The following is a 19,179-nucleotide window of genomic DNA, read 5'->3' as shown; positions in this document are numbered from 1 at the left end:
CTGCCCCCTTATTCCGACTAATTCAGTTGGTATTTTCACTAATTCCATCTTAACAATGTCTTGCATCCGTTGTCAATAGTGACTTTCCCACACGCTGAAAACGCACCTCTAGTGATGCTATTCCGTTTTCACAGCATCATACTTGTTCAGCAGCTCGACTTCCATTTCCGTCAACGATTTAGCGCGTTCCAGCGCCAGCTGTTTGCGTACCGAATCATGAAGCTTGCGCCCTGTCAAATTCGTTGTCATCTGGCGTTCGATGAGACGGATAACCGCATAGCCCCCGTCAACCTCAATGGGACCAGCCATTTCGGCCACTTGCAATCGGCTAGCCGTATCCAGCATTTCGAGGTTGTAGAACGGGTCATTCGAATCGATTAAGCCTAAGTCGCCACCTGAATCTGCCGTGAAGGAGTCAATGGAGTACGTTCGCGCCAGCATGGCAAAGTCCTCACCGTCCGTCAACTGCGCCAGCACCGCGTTCGCTTCCTTCAACGTTTCCGTCTTAATCCATTGCAGATGCAGCTGCATTCGCGGTTCAAAATCTTCAGGGTGATCCGCGATATAACGATCGACCTCTTCATCTGAGACATTAATGCTACTGGTGACGATTTTCTCCAGCAGCAAGCGGTAGCGCAGGTCTTCCAGCACCTGCTCCTTGGTCATGCCTAGCTGCTCCTTCATGACTTCATAGAATCGCGTCTCGCTGTCATAGCCTTCAACCATTTTTTCCAACTCTCGGTTTTGCTCTTCAGCTGATACGCTAAGCTCGGCAGCTTCTGCTTCTAAATCAATCGCTTTGTGCACCATTAGCGTTCGCAGAACAGCTTCCCCATATTGCTTATGAAGCTCCTCTTCCAGGTCGGCTACCGTGATTTCTTCTGAACCTACTTTAGCGATAATTCGCCGCTGATCCGTTTGACCCGGGGAACCCACGACCGGCGTTTGACCAGGCTTGCTCGGATTCGCATTCTCTCCTTCGCTGCCTACATTCGTTTGCGGCCTTTTATCCGGCTGTCGATCGTTCCCCGGCCACACCTTCACAACTACGACTACCGTTAACACAACCATACATACGGCTTGAAGGATGACAACGGCCCTCAGCACCTCGTATTTCCTCATTACCCTAATGCCTCCGATTTATTGGATCGGCTTCGGTTTCGCTTGTTCAAGCAGCAGCTCCAGCTGTGCCCGTTCAAATGTATACGCTTCGTTGCAAAATTGGCAAACGACTTCCGCTTTTCCGTCTTCTTCAATAATTTGTTTCAGCTCATTTTCGCCTAAACTGAGCAGCGTTTGCTCTACGCGTTCCGCAGAACAGAAGCATTGGAATTTCAAGTCCATCGTATCGTGAATTTGCAGATCACTGTCGCCAACGATCCAGCGCAGCAGCTTCTCAGGTGTTTCCCCTTGATCCAGCAGCGCCGTCACAGGCGGCATCGAACCAACCGCTTGCTCCAGCCTTGTAATTTCCTCATCTGTTAGTCCGGGCATAAGTTGAACGATAAATCCGCCCGCATGCAGCACCGAATTATCTGTATCCACTAAAACGCCAAGACCTACAGCTGAAGGCGTCTGCTCCGAAACCGCGAAATAGTAAGTAAAATCCTCGCCGAGCTCGCCCGAAATAATCGGAATGCTGCCGCGATACGGCTCCTTCATCCCTAAATCCTTCGTAATATGAAGATGTCCGCTGCGTCCGACCGCTCCGGCAACGTCAAGCTTGCCATGCGCGTTGCTTGCCAAATGGACCTGCGGATGATCGACGTAGCCGCGCACTTCGCCGTCCGCATTTGCATCGACGACGATCTGGCCAATTGGGCCATCGCCCTTTACCTGAATCGTCAGCTTTTCTTGCCCCTTCAGCATGGCACCCATGATGGCTCCCGCTGTCAAGGTGCGGCCTAAAGCGGCAGTTGCCGTTGGAAATGTGCCATGCCGCTTTCGAAGCTCCTCGACTAGCTGAGTCGTGCGAGCCGCGAAAACTCGAATTTTGCCGTTCCATGCCGTACCTCGCACCAGCACGTCCTTCAGCTGATTTTCCATCATATTCCCTCCTGATTGCGTTCATATATGATTCTCAGACCTTCAAGAGTCAGAAGCGGATCTACCTCTTCTATCGTTTCCGATTCAGCAGCGATTAACTCGGCCAAACCTCCGGTTGCGATAACGCGCGGCGAGACGCTGAATTCCGTGCGAATACGTTTTACAATACCATCCACTTGCCCGGCGTATCCAAAAATAATTCCAGCCTGCATCGACGTCACCGGATTGCGGCCGATTACGCTCTTCGGCTTTACCAGCTCAATGCGCGGAAGCTTAGCCGCACGCTGATAAAGCGCCTCGGTGGAAATACCGATCCCCGGTACAATTGCGCCGCCTAAGTAGTTACTGCCTTCATCTATGTAATCAAATGTCGTAGCCGTTCCAAAATCAACGACAATAAGCGGAGAACCATATTTCACGATGCCTGCCACCGAATTCACGATGCGGTCGGCTCCTACTTCACGCGGATTTTCATAGCGAATGTTCAGTCCGGTTTTTACGCCAGGCCCTACGACAAGCGGGATTTTGCGCAAATATTTTAGGCACAGCTGCTCTAATGTCCGCATCAAAGGAGGCACGACCGAAGAAATAATGACACCATCCATCTGCTCAAGCTTCACGCCCGCGTAATGAAACAGATTATGAATGTTAATGCCGTATTCATCTACAGTCGCCGAACGATTCGTGCTTAGCCGCCAATGATGCAATAGTTCTTTCCCTTTGTATATGCCAAGCACAATGTTCGTATTCCCGACATCAATGACGAGGATCAAAGCGGTTCCCCACCCTTCTTCGCATTCAAATCCAGGCTAATATCAAGCGCATGGAATGAATAAGTCAATCCGCCTACGGAAATGACGTCAACACCGCAAGCCGCAATGCCATTTATGGTCTCCAAAGAAACGCCGCCCGACGCCTCCACAATCACATGCGGAGATGCCGCTTTGATGCGGGTTACGGCTTCCTTCATCATGGCAGGAGCCATATTGTCCAGCATTATGATGTCGGCTCCGCAAGCAAGCGCCTCATCTACCTGCTCCAGCGATTCCGTCTCCACTTCAATTTTCATCGTATGCGGAATTTTGTGTCGTGCAGCTTCGACCGCCGCACGAATGCCGCCGGAGCCTTTAATATGATTGTCCTTAATCATAACCGCATCATACAAGCCGAACCGATGATTAGCTCCGCCGCCCACACGTACCGCATACTTCTCCAGCATCCGGTGTCCCGGCGTTGTTTTACGCGTATCCACCAGCCGAACCGGCAGTCCCTCAAGCGCATTAACGAAAGCGCGCGTCTTGGTAGCAATGCCTGACAGTCTTTGCATTAAGTTAAGCGCAAGCCGCTCGCCAATTAGCAGGCTATGCGTACTGCCTTCTACTGTGGCAAGCACCGTACCCTTATCCACATACTCGCCGTCCTGCACCTTTGCTTCGAACACAAGCGACGAATCCACAACCTCAAATACGAGCCTGGCGATCGGAAGCCCTGCAATAATGCCGCTTTCCTTCACATGGATAACCGCTTTTGATCGCGATTCTCTAGGGATCGTCGTCTCAGTCGTTATATCCCCGCTGCCAACATCTTCAGCGAGCCAACCGCGAATTTGCTCGCGTACTGCAACATCATAACCGCCTGCCGTCCATTCAAACATTCTCAATTCGCTCCTCCGTCAGTCCATATAGACGGTGCAACACCGTATGCTTTCTCCACATCACATCGTCGCGTACCGGGAAATCCTCCCGGTAATGCGCACCGCGGCTTTCCTCCCGCGATAGCGCCGCTTCCGTGGTCAGCATCGCGCAGGTTAGCAAATTAGCAAACTCATACTCTTCGCGCTCGGTCAAAATCGATTGATAAATCGGCAGCTGCCGCTTCAACTCCTCAAGCCCCTTCTCAAGCCCCTTCGCATCGCGGCGCAAGCCAGCATAGCGCACCATAATCTTTTGCAGCTTAAGCCTTCTTTCTACTACAGCCTGAATCGGTGTACTGCTGCGTTCTGTTTCATTATCAATAACAGGATCAACCGTATTGCCCGGAAGCTCATTAATACGCTTCACGATTCTTCTGCCGAATACGATCGCCTCGGAAAGCGAGTTGCTTGCAAGCCGGTTAGCACCATGCACACCAGTCGACGACACCTCACCGCAAGCAAACAAACGCTTAATATTCGTTTCCCCATTTAAGTCGGTTTTCACTCCGCCCATCATATAATGCATAGCGGGAGCTACCGGAATCCAGTCCGATGTTAAGTCAAGACCGTATTTCAAGCAATATTCATAAATCGTAGGAAAACGATGCTTCACCATTTCCGCCGATTCATGCGTAATATCAATATAAACGAAGGTCGATTTCGTCTCTTCCATCTCGCTGACAATCGCCCGTGCCACAACATCTCTAGGCGCCAGCTCCAGCTGCTCATGGTAACGGTCCATGAAACGCTCGCCTTTAATATTGCGAAGATAAGCGCCCTCTCCGCGCACAGCCTCCGAAATGAGAAATCTCGGTGCACCCGGGTAGCAAAGCGAGGTCGGATGGAATTGGATAAACTCCACATCCTGAATGTAAGCGCCTGCCCGGTAAGCCATCGCAATCCCGTCTCCTGTTGCAACCTCAGGATTTGTTGTATAGCGATACAGCTGTCCGGCTCCGCCTGAACTTAAAATGACCGCTTTGCCTTTGACGAATAAGCGTTGTCCGCCCGGCTTCTGTACGATTGCGCCGCAGCATACGCCATCCTGCGTAACCAGATCGATTACGAAATGATCATCCCAAACTTCAATTTTCGGATTAGCAACCGCGGTTTCCGATAAAGCCCGTACGATCTCGAAGCCGGTAGCATCACCGTTGGCATGCAAAATACGACGCTGGCTGTGCGCGCCTTCTTTCGTGAGCGCAAATTCGCCATTCTCCAAATCGAATTGCGTACCCATCTGGATCAGGCTTCGAACACCCTTCGGCCCTTCATGAACGAGTACATCAACCGCTTCATTCGAACACAAGCCGGCGCCCGCTATGAGCGTATCATCCCTATGGTAAGCAGGCGAATCCTCATCCGATGTAACGGCAGCGATACCGCCTTGGGCATAGCGTGTATTGCTGTCGAGCAGCGACTTTTTAGTAATCATAAGAACGGAATTATTTTCGCTTGCCCGTATAGCGGTAAAAAGACCGGCAATGCCGGCCCCAATTACAATAACGTCTTTTTCAATAACAGGCAGCTCACTTAGCTGCACATCGACTAAATATCTGGGAATCATCATGGCTCCTCCAAGCGTAAACGGCAAAAGCCGTCTTTGGCTGCGTTGCTTATGTTTCGCGCTGAAATATAAGCATGCTAAATAGAGATGAAACGAATTAATTCTTATATTTCATATATAGGAGCAGCGCATACTACTTCACAAGCAGCATGCGCTCCAAGGACAATCGGGCTTGATCCGCAACATGCGGCGGCACATAAATTTGAGGCTGCATCGTTTCCAAGCATTTCACAAGCTTCTTCAAATTATTAACCTTCATGTTCGGACAAACCAAATATTTTGATGCAAAATGGAATGTCTTGCCCGGACTGTCTAAACGAAGCTGATAGCCTGTACCATCTTCAGTTCCTACAATAAACTCCTGGCACTCCGATTCCTTACAGTATTTAATAATTGCGGTTGTACTGCCGACGAAATCGCCAAGCTCAACTACTTCCGGACGGCACTCCGGATGCACAACAAATTGCGCGTTCGGATATTTCGCTTTCATTTCCTCTACATCTTTAACGGTAAGCATGTCATGCGTGTTGCAGTAGCCTTCCCAGATAATCATTTTCTTATCGGTATTCTGCTGCACATAATGTCCGAGGTTTTTGTCCGGTACCCAGATGACTTCATCGCCTTCTACCGAATTGACAACCTTAACCGCATTCGCCGATGTACAGCAAATGTCAGTCTCTGCTTTAATTTCCGCAGACGAGTTAATGTACGTAACGACCTTTGCATTCGGATGCTGCGCTTTAAGCTTACGCAAGCCGTCAACGCTTACCATATCTGCCATCGGGCAGCCCGCACGCTCGTCGGGAATGATAACCGTTTTGTTCGGTGCCAAAATTTTCGCACTCTCGCCCATAAAGTGAACGCCGCAAAAAACGATAACATCGGCATCCGTTTGGGCTGCCTTCTGCGCAAGCAGGAAGGAATCCCCACGGAAATCGGCTACCTCTTGAATTTCATCACGTTGGTAATAATGAGCTAAAATGATTGCGTTCCGTTCTTTCTTCAACTGTAACAGCCGTTCACGCAGCTCTCGGTTTTGCTCCGCCTTGCGTTCCAGTGCCAGTGCTTCCACAGTAGATCCTCTCCTCTTATGAGGGATGGGGGATAATTCCCATTCCGATTTACAGCAAGCTCGACTTTGTGAATTGATGCACAAACTTAGAAAGTCGCTTACCTATAGTTTAAACCAAAAGGCATAAATTCATTTGATTAAGATTTAATTTACACGTGGTAGATGCTACTGTCAATGTATTAAAGTCCTTTTTAGGGCGGCAACTTAAAATTAATTATGAAGAGGGCAGACTCAGGGCATCGTTCGACATAAATGAGTCTTCAAAATTAAAAAAAGTGCCTCAAACCGTCATTGGAATGAGACCCTCCTGTCACTTACCGCTTTACCGGATCATAAGGCTGCCCAAGTTCCCCATGAAGTTTATTCTCCAATAAGAGGGATATAATACGTAATTTTCCACTAACGAAATACGTTCAAGGCAGCAAGGATATGCGCGGTGGAAAATATAAGCGTTGTATAATGTGCTGTCCAATGTCCGGCTAATAAGCTAAATCATAATAAAAAAGTCGTCCTGCTACTTAATTCAAGTAGCAGGACGACTTTAATTGCCATTGGCAACAAATATTTACTCGTTCTTATCCGGATCTTCCGGGTTTTCTCGCTTTTCAAGGACAGGAGCTTTAATCTCTGCGTCTTCACGAGTCTGAATGCGTACCTTAACGTCCCCAACCGTCTCAACAATCGGTTCAGAAGCCGGTTCAGTTGTAGTTGAAGCTCCATCCACTGGTGTACTGCTATCCAAAGAACCCGTCTCAACCAAACGTTTGATTTGGTCAAGTTCAAGCGTTTCTTCGCTAAGCAGCGTTTGAGCAATAATATGCATTTCCTTGCTCTTCTCCGTCAATAGCTTCTTCGCACGATCGTAGCAGCCGGAAATAATATTTTGCATTTCTTGGTCAATTTCGTATGCAATCGCATCGGAATAGTTCTGTTCATGACCAATATCACGACCGAGGAATACTTGACCTTGTGAGCTTCCGAACTGCATCGGTCCAAGCTTATCGCTCATACCGTATTCCATAATCATGCTGCGCACGATACCTGTCGCTTGTTTAAAGTCACTGTAAGCCCCTGTTCCGATCTCGCCGATAAACAGCTCTTCGGCTACGCGGCCCGCAAGCAAGCCTGTTATTTTATCGAGAAGCTCTTGCTTGGTTACAAGCATACGATCTTCTTTCGGCAGCATAATGACGTATCCGCCAGCTCGGCCGCGAGGAATAATCGTAACCTTGTGTACCATATCGGCATGCTCCAGGAAGTAGCCTGCAATGGTATGTCCCGCCTCATGGTAAGCGACAATCCGTTTCTCACGATCGCTGACGACACGGCTCTTCTTCTCCGTACCGACAATGATACGATCGATTGCATCGTCAACTTCGACCATAGCGATATCCTTCTTATTGCGACGAGCAGCCAGAAGCGCTGCTTCATTCAGTAAATTTTCAAGATCAGCACCGCTGAAGCCTGTCGTACGCTTCGCAATAACCTCAAGCTTAACATCCTTCGCAAGCGGTTTGTTGCGGGCATGCACTTTAAGCACTGCTTCACGGCCTTTCACGTCTGGACGGTCAACCGTAATTTGACGGTCAAAGCGGCCTGGGCGTAGAAGTGCCGGATCCAGAATATCCGGACGGTTCGTTGCAGCTATAATGATAATGCCTTCGTTAGCGCCAAAGCCGTCCATTTCAACGAGCAATTGGTTGAGCGTTTGCTCACGCTCATCATGCCCGCCGCCAAGACCGGCACCGCGCTGACGACCTACAGCATCAATCTCATCAATAAAAATGATACATGGAGCGTTTTTCTTTGCGTTCTCAAACAGGTCACGTACACGGGATGCGCCGACACCGACGAACATCTCTACGAAATCGGAACCGGAGATGCTGAAGAAAGGCACGCCCGCTTCCCCTGCCACTGCACGAGCAAGCAAGGTTTTACCAGTACCCGGAGGACCAACGAGCAACACGCCCTTCGGAATGCGAGCGCCTACCAGATTGAATTTCCGCGGATCCTTTAAGAAGTCCACGACCTCAATGAGCTCTTGTTTCTCCTCGTCAGCGCCAGCGACATCTTCAAATGTAATCCGCTTCTTCTCATTATCATAAAGACGCGCTTTGCTCTTTCCAAAGTTCATCACTTTGCCGCCGCCGCCCTGAGCTTGATTCATTAAGAAGAAGAACAGGACAAAGATAATGACAAACGGGATAATGGAAGTGAGGAATGTAAGCCAAATGCTTGGCTGGTCCATTTCCTTGCTCTCCAGCTTAAACCCGAACTGCTCCTGCCAAGCGAGTATCTTCTCCTCAGCTTTGACGCTTACCCTGGATACGAACTGGTCGCTGTCCGCGCCTGCAGGCTTTGTATTATATTTACCAGTAACAAAATAAGTTTGATTCTCATACTTAACACTCAGTTCCTTAACATTGCCCGATTCAACTGCAGCACGAAGCTCGTCATATCGCAATCCAACTGTCGTGTCATTTTGGCTGCTGATAAATTGAAAAATCCCAACGGTCACCAAAAAGATAATTAAATAAAAACCAGTATTACGGATGATCCGATTCATCCCCAACCTCCTCTCAGACGCTTAAAATATTTTACCATAGCATGACTTTCCATAACAATAGAGGTATACGGAGAAGGGCATGTACGGGTGAATCGCTATTATTTCTCATAAATCTGCGGTTTCAAAATACCAATGTAAGGAAGATTGCGGTATTTCTCTGCAAAATCCAGTCCATAACCGACAACAAACTCGTCCGGCAGCGTAAAGCCCTTGTAATCCGCCTCCAGTTCAACGGTGCGGCGCGCCGGTTTATCGAACAATGTTACGACGGTGACCGATTTCGCATTGCGACGCTCTAATACATCGATTAAATAGCTGAGCGTAAGCCCGCTGTCGATAATGTCCTCAACGATCAGAACATCACGGCCTTCGACCGAAACATCAAGGTCTTTAATAATTTTGACGACGCCGGACGATTTCGTGGATTGCCCATAGCTGGACACGGCCATAAAATCAAGTTCAAGCGGCACCGTTATTTCCTTCACCAAATCCGCCATGAATATAAACGCGCCTTTAAGAACGCAAATAACAAGCGGATTACGTCCGCTAAAATCCTTGCTCAGCGTTTCGCCAAGCTCTTTTACCTTATCACTAATCTGCTGCGCGTCGTACAATACTTCTTGAATATCGTTTTGCAAAGTAGAAATCCCCCTACGCCTTAACTATGTTTATGAGTGTACCCGTGCATCTTATTCGTTGCTGGCCCTTATGAATAACACGTCTTTTGTGTGCGGCTCCATAAGCGCGTGGCTTGATCTGCGAATGCCCGGAATCCAGAGCAATTTCCCTGCTGCATCGAACAGCAGCGGATATAACTCTCGCTTGAGCGGTGCGATTTTCTCATCAACGAACATATCTTGCACTTTTTTCGAACCATTTAATCCTAAAACCTGAATTCTGTCGCCTGGCAGCCGATTTCGAATGACGAGTGGATACGTCAATTCCGAAGCATCGAAGCAGGCTTCATAACGTGAAGCAGGCTTACGGCTATCTCTCACAGATGCATAGTCAAACTCAAATGACCACCCGCTTTGCTCAACTGTCAAGCGATATGTATTCCTCTCTACCTCGCACGAGTAGTCGTCTGCACCGTTTAATGCGTGCTGCGATATACGAAGCCATCGCATCCTATCGTATTCACGAGCGCAGCGAATACCGGCGCCAGCATCGATTCGCCATGTTGCTGGCGCATGAGCGGAAGCGGCAAGCCGCATCGTCTCAATCTGTTCGAAGGATATCTTTTCCGTCTCCTTAGAAAGATAACTTAATATTAGTTTAATCAATCTCCTTTGTAAAGCGATGTGGAGACCGTGCAAATCGACGCAGCTTATCGCGCATTCATTGGGGGATCGTGTAACGAGCTGTGCGAATAAGGCTTCGGTTTGTTTCTCCATCCACTCGTCTTCCGCTCCCGCTACTTCAGCAAGACGCTGAAGTGACTGGGACAACTGCGGATTATGCCGGGATAAATACGGTAAAATATCTAACCGAATGATGTTTCGGAAATAATGGCGTTCCTTGTTACTGCTATCCACGCAGTACGGGACATGATGTTCTTCGCAGTAACGCAGAAGGTCTGACTTGTTCATACGAAGCATGGGGCGAATAAGTTCCACGTTTTTTTCTCGTCTTTTGCTAACCATTCCAGCTAACCCCGTTAAGCCCGTTCCACGAATGACACGCATAAGAACCGTTTCCGCTTGATCATCCGCGTGATGGGCAAGCGCAATTCGTGACGCCCCGTAACGCTCCGCGATTTCATGCAAAAAAGCATACCGTTTCTCGCGAGAGGCAGCCTGTCCGTTCATTCGCGTTTCTTCTATATAAGAAGGCATGTCGAAAGTGACGGTCTCGCAAACGACCTCCAACTGCTCCGCGAAAGCCCGAACAACCGCCAGCTCATGTGCCGACTCCTCTACGCGGAAACCGTGATTCACATGAGCCGCTATGACCGAAATGTACCCTTCCTTCGCAATGGCAGACAGCATATGCAAAAGCGCCATTGAATCCGGACCGCCGGAAACCGCTGCCACAATGCAGTCGCCCGCTGACCAAAGCCTGCGCTCCGCCGCCGCTTTCTCAAGTTCGTTCCGCAGATTCATATGTATTTACCCTCACCTTCATTTCCCCGCTCTTGACTAACCTTACAGTACATTGCGCAGCAGCCAATATACCGAAGTCCCTAGCAGCACTGCAGATACAGCAACAAGCCCTTTCAGCCACCCTGGCGTTGCAGAAGATCTATGCGTATCCCTTCTGTGCATTAACGCACGCCATGCTGCTGACGCGTCTGAGGCGTCCGTGAATTGACCCGTGAACGCTTTTCGCAGCCAGCCGGCAATCGGCTTCAAGGCCGGACTCGACTCGGCAATTTGGATAAGCTCGCCCGCAGACCGATTTTGCGGCAGCAGCTCCATCGTCAGCTGATGCAGCCGTTTCGATTCATGCAGCTTTATGCAAAGTACGCCGAAGGAAAACAAATCATATCCGGGGTCAGCCGACCGTGAGCCTTCATTCCAGTAGCCGCGGTCATAGATCTCCGTAAACTGGCGGATTCCTTTGCCTACCCCCGTCACGCCGCCGTAATCGACGAGCTCGACACGACCGTAATCTGCGACGAGCACATTTTCCACCTTCAGATCACCGAATACCCAACCTGCATGATGGAGCTTAGCCAGTTTGCTAAGCAGGTTCAGGCCAACTAACGGAAACCATTCCGGTCCCTGCTGCTTTAAATAGTCGTCCAGCGTCGAGCCAAGCACATAGCGCATAATATAAAAAGGATATTCCCGTCCGTCCGGCCCATACAAATCGTCCACGTCAAATAGAAAAGGCTCGTGCCCGTGCTGCTTCTGCTTGGCAATCGACTGCAATACGTTAATTTCCGATTGCAGGTCGACCGCATCCATACCGACCTTCAATGCATACCAGCTGCGCTCGCGCTGTACGAGATATACTTTACCGTTTGCGCCCTCCCCAAGCAACCTCTCAACCCTGTATCGACCCTGCTTCCACTTGCCGGTAACCACCATGCCGCGGCGAAGATCAACTTTAAACGACGTAGTCACTCATCATCCCATCCGTTCCGTCTCTGCTCTGTCTACCATAATCGCCCTGGCGATAAAAATCAATTACATGCATTATCGCAGGGCCAGTCGGCGTCGTCCCGCCCATTTGCAGCCTCGGGAAAATCCCATACACGCCATTTAAGTGGCTTGTCCAGCCCAAATCCATCACGCAATCATCACCATGTCTTGAGCCTGGAAAATGAAAAACGGAAATCTCGCTTTTTCCTTGCCTGGCCTGCAGACTAAGCATCAAATCGCGAATGGCCTCCTCCACCGCTGCAAGCTTCGGCTTCATACTCGCACTCGCATCGATGAGGAGCGCTACTTGCAGGCTTGATGTCTCCCCAAGCTCATCTATCACGCGAACGACGTCAGCGCGCTTCTCCGGCGGGAGCGCCTCAATCGATCCGTTGCCAAGCACCTGCTTCAATTCCTTCTGCACCGCCAGCTGAATCGTCTGTACCACCGTCTTACGCGTCATCATCTGCACAGTCTGCGACAGCTGGCGCATATTCACCATCCTGCTTAATCCGCCGCCCGCGCGCGCAATCTCGTCAATCTCCGCAGCGCCAAGCTCGCCCACATCTCCATGATCCAATACGCCTACCACATTGACCGAAATCCCATCCGATTGCGCATGCGCAGCCGCAACCACCGGACTAAGGCCCACATTGGAGCAGCCATCCGTAATTAATAATATTTGTTTCATGATTGTTTACCCTCCTCAAGTGTTTGTGTAACAAACACCGCTTCGTAAGCATAGGCTTAATGTTTGTGTAACAAACACCGCTTCGAAAGCATAGGCTTAGTGTTTGTGCAACTAACACCGCTTCGCAAGCGTAAGGCTTCGCTACAGCCTTCTATCTAGCTTTGCCTTTTTTGAGAGGGATAAACAGCTAGACTAGTAAAAAAAATGATAAGTTGAACATATAATTCGTACTAGACCGGAGCGGATTGCGAATATCTTATCAATCGTAACAAGCTAGCGGAATGATTAACAGGAAAAGCTCAGACTGTTGAGAAAATGCTCATTCACCGCGAACTTTCTCAAGCAGTCTGAGAAATTCCAGATAAATAACGCGCGAAACCTATACATAAGCAAATTAAATGGAACTTTTCCTGTTACCTGATATGATTCCGAATACAGTCAAACGTTTCGAATACACACTGGTGTCATACCGTTACACCCTCATATCCCGCTCACCATAACGAAGCTTTGCGGTCAAACAGCAAAAAGAAGCCCTTTGGCCGCCAACTGCGAGTCGCCGACAAATAAAAGGCTTCAGCACGCTCCATGAATAATGCTGACATCCGCTCACTAACTTTAATGACCATCACTCACTTTTCCAATAATAATCGTTAGCTCACCGTCCTTGGACGCTCCATGCGCGTCACCCCAGGGAAGCGGAAGGACGCCCACTCCGGCAAATGCTTATCGATACGCGCTACGAGCACGGTCATATCATCAACGATTTCACCATCATGATGGCGAACGACCTTCTCAAGCAGCGCATCTGCCATTTCTTGCGGATTTTCCGTCGTCAACTCGCTAATCATGCGCTTCATCCAGAGCTCCTTATTAACGGCAAGCCCCGGCGCATCATAAATGCCATCGCTCATCATGACAAGCGTATCCCCGGACTGCATTTGCATAGATACGAAGTCGACGTCGATATCTTGAATAATGCCAATAGGCAAATTGTTCGCCGTTATCGGAATGACCTCACTTCCTCGTTTAATAAAGCTCGGAGTCGAGCCTATCTTCATAAACGTCGTCTGAGCCGTATACAAATCTACGATCGCCAAATCGACGGTAGCGAATACTTCATCGGATGAACGCAATAAGAGCACCGAATTAACAGACTTCACGGCCAGCTTCTCATCCATGCCAGACTGCAGCAGCTGCTGCAGCAGGGATAAAGCCGCGCTGCTTTCCTGCCGCGCCCGCTCGCCATTGCCCATGCCGTCGCTAATCGCAACGGCAAATTTACCATTGCCCAGCTCAACCATACTGAAGCTGTCGCCCGACAGCAGATCGCCTCCCTTGGCAGCGCCAGCAATGCCAGTATCCACCACATACTGCTTCGCCGAGCCAAAGGCTACCAAGGTAGGCTCTCCGTTCCTCGTTGGCGGATGCTCTGACTTGACCGCAATATGCTCGCCCAAAATATCACTAAGCAGCGGAGCGATAATTTTACGGCATTCATCAAAGCCTTGCCCAAAAGCGTGGTACACCTCTATATCCACATTCCCCTCCTCCAAGCTTACGATATCAATTCCTTGCACCGATAAGCCGAGTCCTTCCACCGCCTCTCGAATTTGCTCTTCCTGCAAATGCAGCGTCTGCCCCTCCCTTTTAATTTCTTTTGCCAAATCCTCCATCACTTGCGACACGCCCTGCAATTGGTCGGCAACAAGTTGACGAGAGTCGTATATTTGCTTCTTCCAGTGCATATTATTCTGGTAAAGCTCGTACTGCTGACTCATATCCTTCAGCACCTGGGAAGATTTTACGCAATGCGCCGACCAGGCGCGCGGTATCTCCTTAGCGGACGGAACGCGGTTTTCCTCTACCGTGGACATCATATCGGTCATCATTTTGTACGTGTGGAAAAACTTGTCCTCCCAGCAAGCGTTTTGACGGTGGCAGCTGGCGCAGCTGCGCTCAGCAACCGCATTCATAAAATGGCTAATCTCATCCTCCCTGTTCATCGTCGTTACACTTTTGTTTAGCTGGCCAAAACTTTGTGAAAGCTGCTGGAACACCTCCTTGTATTGCGATACACGGTCCGCGGTCACCTCGCGCACCCGCTTCGCATATTCATGCTGCGACTTGGCATGCTCATTCGTACCCGGCACATACCGTGAAATGGTACGGATCATGCTGCGCGGCGTCATCATAAGCAGCGTTGCCGCAGCTACTGACTCCCAGGTTGAGCTCATAACATCAGCCTGGCTTCCTACATATATGGATAAAATCGATGTCCCAAGCAACATTCCGAATGCCGCTGCCATTTTGCCGCCGTCACGCAGCAAGCCAGCAAGCAAGCCCGCAAATGCGAGTAAGCTCATTTGAACGACTGCACTAAAGTCAGCCAAGCTTAGAATGAGTCCTGCAACAACACCGACCGAAGCGCCCAGCGGAGCGCCGCCTGCTAAAGCAAAAAGCAGCAGCATATAGCGAGACATAACATGTTCTGCAGACATGCCATAAAACACCCAACCGACCGCCCCTGTCATAACGGAAGCGAGCAAAATCATTAGACAAATGATTTCTTCATTTTTGAGTGATGCTGATTTTTTGGTCATCGTTAGGACGGGAATAGCCTGTGTAAATACAAGAGTAAGCACAAATCCTAGAGCTGCCTCCACAACAACGAGCATAAAGTTGTACCAGCTAAGCTCGTCCCCAATAAATACACTGAACAACTGCACCAATAAGGTCGATGCGAACACTAGAATCGGTGCAGATGACAGCTCCGCCTTCTCATACGCCTCCAGTCCCTTCAAGAAAAGAAACAAAACCGCAATCTCCATCGCAATCCACATCGGCGCCGGATCGGCCGCCAGCCAGCTGCCAGCTACTAAGGACACCGCCACCCACGGATAAATATCCCTTCGCATAAAATAAATAACGGCGAAATAAGCGACGGCGAACGGCATAAGCGATTCGAGTATGACCGCTCTTCCAAGTAAGAAAGCTACACCTACAAGCAGAACTGTCCACTTCTTAGCCATAATGACCTGAATGAATCGACGCCCTGCCACCCACTCCCGTCCTTTCTGCATAAGCATCTTAACTAGACCTGTCCGTTTCACGCCGGGAAGCAAAACTGTGTTTTCCTTTTCCATGCACAGACACCACCATTCAGATTGTAATGTGTTTTTCATTATAGGAGGTTGTCCGTATGAAGTTTGTCAGTTAGCGTAACAGGGTTGAAAATTTTTTCCGACAAATATAATTGGCATTGCAGCCATTGTCAACATGCTGTCAAACATATGCGCCGTATAGGTTTGCCTCATCTTCACAAGTTCTCCAAACAAATTACCGACAACAAAAACCGTGCCGCCTATTTTCCAGATTATGGCGAATATACGTTAAAACCTGTCGGGAATGATGGAGGATGCGAGAAAAGTATTTTTTTTCAGTAATCGAGCCATTTATAAACGACATTGCCCGGGTTAAACATAACGCTATCCAATCATTCTCCAGCATATACGTAGGTTTAGCGTCCTGCTTCGACAGCATTTTGTAAGCGCTTTCTGTTTTTGAAGAACAACACCCATCATCCAGACGCAAAAAAAGCAGAACCGCGTAGGTTCTGCTCCATTTATAAGGTTATGACGATTCAGCTTATACTCGCTTGGCACCGCGTCCGCCGCGTTTGCCCTCCGTATTCTTCTTCAAAGAGGAGATGCGCTCTTCACTGTCTTTCAGGAACCGTGACATTTTATCCTCGAATGACGGTTTACCGTATGCCGGTCTGCCAGACGATTGCTTGTTGAAGGGACGTCCGCCACCACCACCACCGCCGCCGCCGCGGTTGAAACGTTCGCCACCACCACCACTACCGCCAGTGCTTCCACCGCCGCCTCCGCTATGACGCTCGCGTTGTTGTGGCGCAGGTTGGCCTTCCGGCCGGTCAATGGCTTGCTTAATGGAAAGTCCGATCTTTCCGTCTTTGTCCACGTTGATCACTTTTACTTTCACGACATCGTCGATTTTCAGGTGATCCTTCACGTCTTTGACGTAATTATCAGCAATTTCCGAAATGTGAACAAGACCTGTGACACCTCCCGACAAGTCGACAAATGCCCCAAAATGCGTAATGCCTGTCACTTTTCCCTCTAACTTAGCGCCCACTTCAATTGCCATAAAATAAAATGTTCCTCCCTAAAAGTTATGCGAAGCAAAACTGAAATCATCAGCATAAGCTAAAGTTTTGCGAAAACGCTATTAACGTGATTATAACCGAACCGTTCAAGTAAGGTCAACAGACGTTCACCCGATTTAAAGCCCTATTTAATCACTAAATATTAGCTGCTCACCCATCTTTACCATACCTAACTCTTTCGTTGCTAACTGCTCGATATATTCCGGATCGTTTAACCGTTCAATTTGACGATTGAGCGCTTCGGTTTCTTTAGTATACGCATCAAGCTGCCCTTGAATAGTAGTTAGCTTAACACCTGTGGCGCTCTTCTGCTGCATTTGGCCAAAAATCGTATAACCCGCCCAGCCCATAAATAGCACGATGAACATCATCCACAGTTTGAACCGGCGTTTTGTGCCAGCATTCCCTGGCGTCTTGTTTAGAGCTGCTGCCATGAGCGGTGTTACCTCCTAAACCATTTGCTCCACAATCGGGCAATTAGTAGTCCAATTCTTCGCAGCCTCTCGGCTACTTGCAACTTGGATACATAGGGCGCCAGCCAGCGTCCAATCGGACGAATGGCAGGTCGAACCATCCAAACAAGCAATTTCCAAAATGGACGAATCAATTGTATCACAATTTTTAATATGAAAATAGTGAGCGCAGACCCAAATGCGAAAATAACCATTACCAATTTATAGAGCAATAAGATCGGCTTGACAATAAGGATATCCAAGCATTTGAGCACGAACGAAATCAGCTTCCGCACCGCTCCTATGAGCCATTTTACGATTACGATAACGAGTCTGCTCAATAGCAAATAATAGATCACGATACCGGCAGCCAGTCCGATAAAAACGTACGCCCGCACCTCGCCATTGTTGCTTGCGTACAGCACCCGAAAGACGACTAGCGCCGCCGCCATCCAATAAATGACGTCAAGCACCGGCAGCCACCAGCGCGGAAACCTCAGCTCATTCGACAGGACCCGGTAGCCGTCGAACACCGTTCCCATGCCAAGGCCGGATAACAGCATGACTGCCATCGTCAACCCTTGCATACTTAGCGTCACTTAAACAGCTTCCCGAAAAGCCCTTTTGATTTCGAAGAGGTGTTATTTCCGTCCAAATAGGCGAGCGAATGGACGAGGCCCTCGATAGCTACCAAACCTTGCTCGAGGCTAAGATGCTTCATATGCAAATTATGGCCCTTAACCGCCAAGAAGCCAAGCTCTGTCTCGAGTAAAAACTCTTCGCTGTCGAAGCTTTCCACATTTAAGACTCCGGTAAGCTCCAACAGCTTGCGATTTAGCATTTTGACTTCCTGACGCTTCTGCCCCTTGCCTTGGTCAACCATAGACTCGTCCTCCGCTTCTTCGTTACATGTCTATGCGTAAACGGCTACCGCCGTCCTATGGCGGCGCGGCATACGTTTCGCTGTCAAATATAAGCAGAGTATAAGCGCGCAGCTTAGTCTGCCTCATATTTTAAGACTAGCTTATGGGGGACGGACGAGAATTAGAACCTCTTCTGCTTCATGACGATTATGTAACAGATATGAAAAAAGCTGCCTGCAAGTGTTGTGCTTGCAGGCAGCTTCGATGTTATTGCTGTTGTTCCCAGTCGAGTGTATTCTCGCGCTGGCGTTGCTCTTCTTTCACCAAGGTATACAGCTCTCCGGCTTCGTCCTTACGGGTCGTCTCCGCAATTCGCTCAACGCGTACGGTTACGATTTTTTGACCGTATTGGATTTGGAGCTCATCTCCGACCTTAACGTTGCTGCTTGCTTTCGCTTCGCGGCCGTTAATCCAAACCCGCCCCTGCTCGGAAACATCCTTCGCAACGGTACGGCGCTTGATCAATCGGGATACCTTTAGAAATTTATCTAATCGCATAAATTACTGGATTGCTTCTTTCAGCTTGTTGCCCGCTTTGAATGCAGGAACTTTCGCTTCCGAGATTTCGATTGGTGCGCCAGTTTGCGGGTTGCGTCCTGTGCGTCCAGCACGTTTACGAGTTTCAAAAGTACCGAAGCCGATCAATTGTACTTTATCGCCGCCTGCAAGAGCATCCGTTACTTCACCCAGAAAGCCGTTAAGCACTGCTTCTACGTCACGTTTAGTCAAACCGCTTTTTTCTGCAATGTTGTTGATCAGGTCTGTTTTGTTCATTATAAAATCCTCCTAATTAGTTACCGATATTTGTGGTCAACGCCGTAGCGCCGCCTTTGCCTTCAAGTTTACTCTCACGAAGAATACTTATTCTGCCTTGTAGCAAATAAATCCTGCCGCTTT

18 protein-coding genes are annotated in these 19,179 nt (G+C 49.1%); all 18 read right to left on the bottom strand.

Going from position 1 to position 19,179, the window contains the following annotated elements:
• Positions 1–117 precede the first annotated feature (117 nt).
• Positions 118–1,122: a peptidylprolyl isomerase gene (locus ASG81_RS13700; RefSeq protein ID WP_056634850.1), complete on the bottom strand. Its 1,005-nt coding sequence runs from the start codon at positions 1,120–1,122 to the stop codon at positions 118–120.
• Between the two features lie 18 nt (positions 1,123–1,140).
• Entirely contained in the window at positions 1,141–2,046 is a 906-nt protein-coding gene (gene hslO, locus ASG81_RS13695) for an Hsp33 family molecular chaperone HslO (RefSeq protein ID WP_056634847.1), read from the bottom strand.
• Positions 2,046–2,819, bottom strand: coding sequence for a type III pantothenate kinase (locus ASG81_RS13690; RefSeq protein WP_056634844.1), 774 nt, complete (start codon positions 2,817–2,819; stop codon positions 2,046–2,048). The genes hslO and ASG81_RS13690 overlap by 1 nt, the downstream gene beginning before the upstream one ends.
• Complete coding sequence (gene nadC / locus ASG81_RS13685) at positions 2,816–3,700, bottom strand: carboxylating nicotinate-nucleotide diphosphorylase (RefSeq protein ID WP_056634841.1); 885 nt, start codon at positions 3,698–3,700, stop codon at positions 2,816–2,818. The genes ASG81_RS13690 and nadC overlap by 4 nt, the downstream gene beginning before the upstream one ends.
• Positions 3,693–5,306 (bottom strand): L-aspartate oxidase, encoded by a 1,614-nt coding sequence (gene nadB / locus ASG81_RS13680; RefSeq protein ID WP_056634838.1) that lies wholly within the window; start codon positions 5,304–5,306, stop codon positions 3,693–3,695. The genes nadC and nadB overlap by 8 nt, the downstream gene beginning before the upstream one ends.
• 133 nt (positions 5,307–5,439) lie before the next feature.
• The gene (gene nadA / locus ASG81_RS13675; RefSeq protein ID WP_056634835.1) at positions 5,440–6,378 is read right to left on the bottom strand and encodes a quinolinate synthase NadA; all 939 of its coding nucleotides are present in this window, start codon (positions 6,376–6,378) and stop codon (positions 5,440–5,442) included.
• Positions 6,379–6,943: 565 nt separating this feature from the next.
• On the bottom strand, positions 6,944–8,944 hold the full coding sequence (gene ftsH / locus ASG81_RS13670; RefSeq protein WP_056634832.1) for an ATP-dependent zinc metalloprotease FtsH: 2,001 nt from the start codon (positions 8,942–8,944) through the stop codon (positions 6,944–6,946).
• 98 nt (positions 8,945–9,042) lie between these two features.
• On the bottom strand, positions 9,043–9,582 hold the full coding sequence (gene hpt, locus ASG81_RS13665; RefSeq protein WP_056634829.1) for a hypoxanthine phosphoribosyltransferase: 540 nt from the start codon (positions 9,580–9,582) through the stop codon (positions 9,043–9,045).
• 51 nt (positions 9,583–9,633) lie between these two features.
• Positions 9,634–11,046, bottom strand: a complete 1,413-nt coding sequence (gene tilS / locus ASG81_RS13660; protein ID WP_056634827.1) for a tRNA lysidine(34) synthetase TilS — start codon at positions 11,044–11,046, stop codon at positions 9,634–9,636.
• Positions 11,047–11,088: 42 nt separating this feature from the next.
• A complete protein-coding gene (locus ASG81_RS13655) occupies positions 11,089–12,012 on the bottom strand; it encodes a serine/threonine protein kinase (protein WP_056634824.1) in 924 nt (307 codons plus the stop codon).
• Positions 11,996–12,721: a vWA domain-containing protein gene (locus tag ASG81_RS13650; protein ID WP_056634820.1), complete on the bottom strand. Its 726-nt coding sequence runs from the start codon at positions 12,719–12,721 to the stop codon at positions 11,996–11,998. The genes ASG81_RS13655 and ASG81_RS13650 overlap by 17 nt, the downstream gene beginning before the upstream one ends.
• Positions 12,722–13,371: 650 nt before the next feature.
• The gene (gene spoIIE, locus ASG81_RS13645; RefSeq protein ID WP_056634817.1) at positions 13,372–15,864 is read right to left on the bottom strand and encodes a stage II sporulation protein E; all 2,493 of its coding nucleotides are present in this window, start codon (positions 15,862–15,864) and stop codon (positions 13,372–13,374) included.
• 502 nt (positions 15,865–16,366) lie between these two features.
• Positions 16,367–16,888 carry a S1 domain-containing RNA-binding protein gene (locus tag ASG81_RS13635; RefSeq protein ID WP_056634811.1) on the bottom strand — a complete coding sequence of 174 codons (522 nt, stop codon included), beginning with the start codon at positions 16,886–16,888 and terminating at the stop codon, positions 16,367–16,369.
• Positions 16,889–17,035: 147 nt separating this feature from the next.
• A complete protein-coding gene (locus ASG81_RS13630; RefSeq protein ID WP_056634808.1) occupies positions 17,036–17,341 on the bottom strand; it encodes an FtsB family cell division protein in 306 nt (101 codons plus the stop codon).
• Positions 17,342–17,349: 8 nt separating this feature from the next.
• Positions 17,350–17,958 (bottom strand): spore cortex biosynthesis protein YabQ, encoded by a 609-nt coding sequence (yabQ, locus tag ASG81_RS13625; protein WP_235548863.1) that lies wholly within the window; start codon positions 17,956–17,958, stop codon positions 17,350–17,352.
• Positions 17,955–18,242, bottom strand: a complete 288-nt coding sequence (gene yabP / locus ASG81_RS13620; protein ID WP_056634805.1) for a sporulation protein YabP — start codon at positions 18,240–18,242, stop codon at positions 17,955–17,957. Before yabP ends, yabQ begins: the two co-directional genes overlap by 4 nt.
• 247 nt (positions 18,243–18,489) lie before the next feature.
• A complete protein-coding gene (locus ASG81_RS13615; protein WP_056634802.1) occupies positions 18,490–18,780 on the bottom strand; it encodes an RNA-binding S4 domain-containing protein in 291 nt (96 codons plus the stop codon).
• 3 nt (positions 18,781–18,783) lie between these two features.
• Positions 18,784–19,056, bottom strand: coding sequence for an HU family DNA-binding protein (locus ASG81_RS13610; protein WP_053373361.1), 273 nt, complete (start codon positions 19,054–19,056; stop codon positions 18,784–18,786).
• Between the last annotated feature and the right edge of the window lie 123 nt (positions 19,057–19,179).

The organism is Paenibacillus sp. Soil522 (assembly GCF_001428245.1).
Lineage (GTDB): Bacteria > Bacillota > Bacilli > Paenibacillales > Paenibacillaceae > Pristimantibacillus.
The sequence above is the reverse complement of the archived record's forward strand: the minus strand, read 5'-3'. Positions and strand labels throughout refer to the sequence as shown.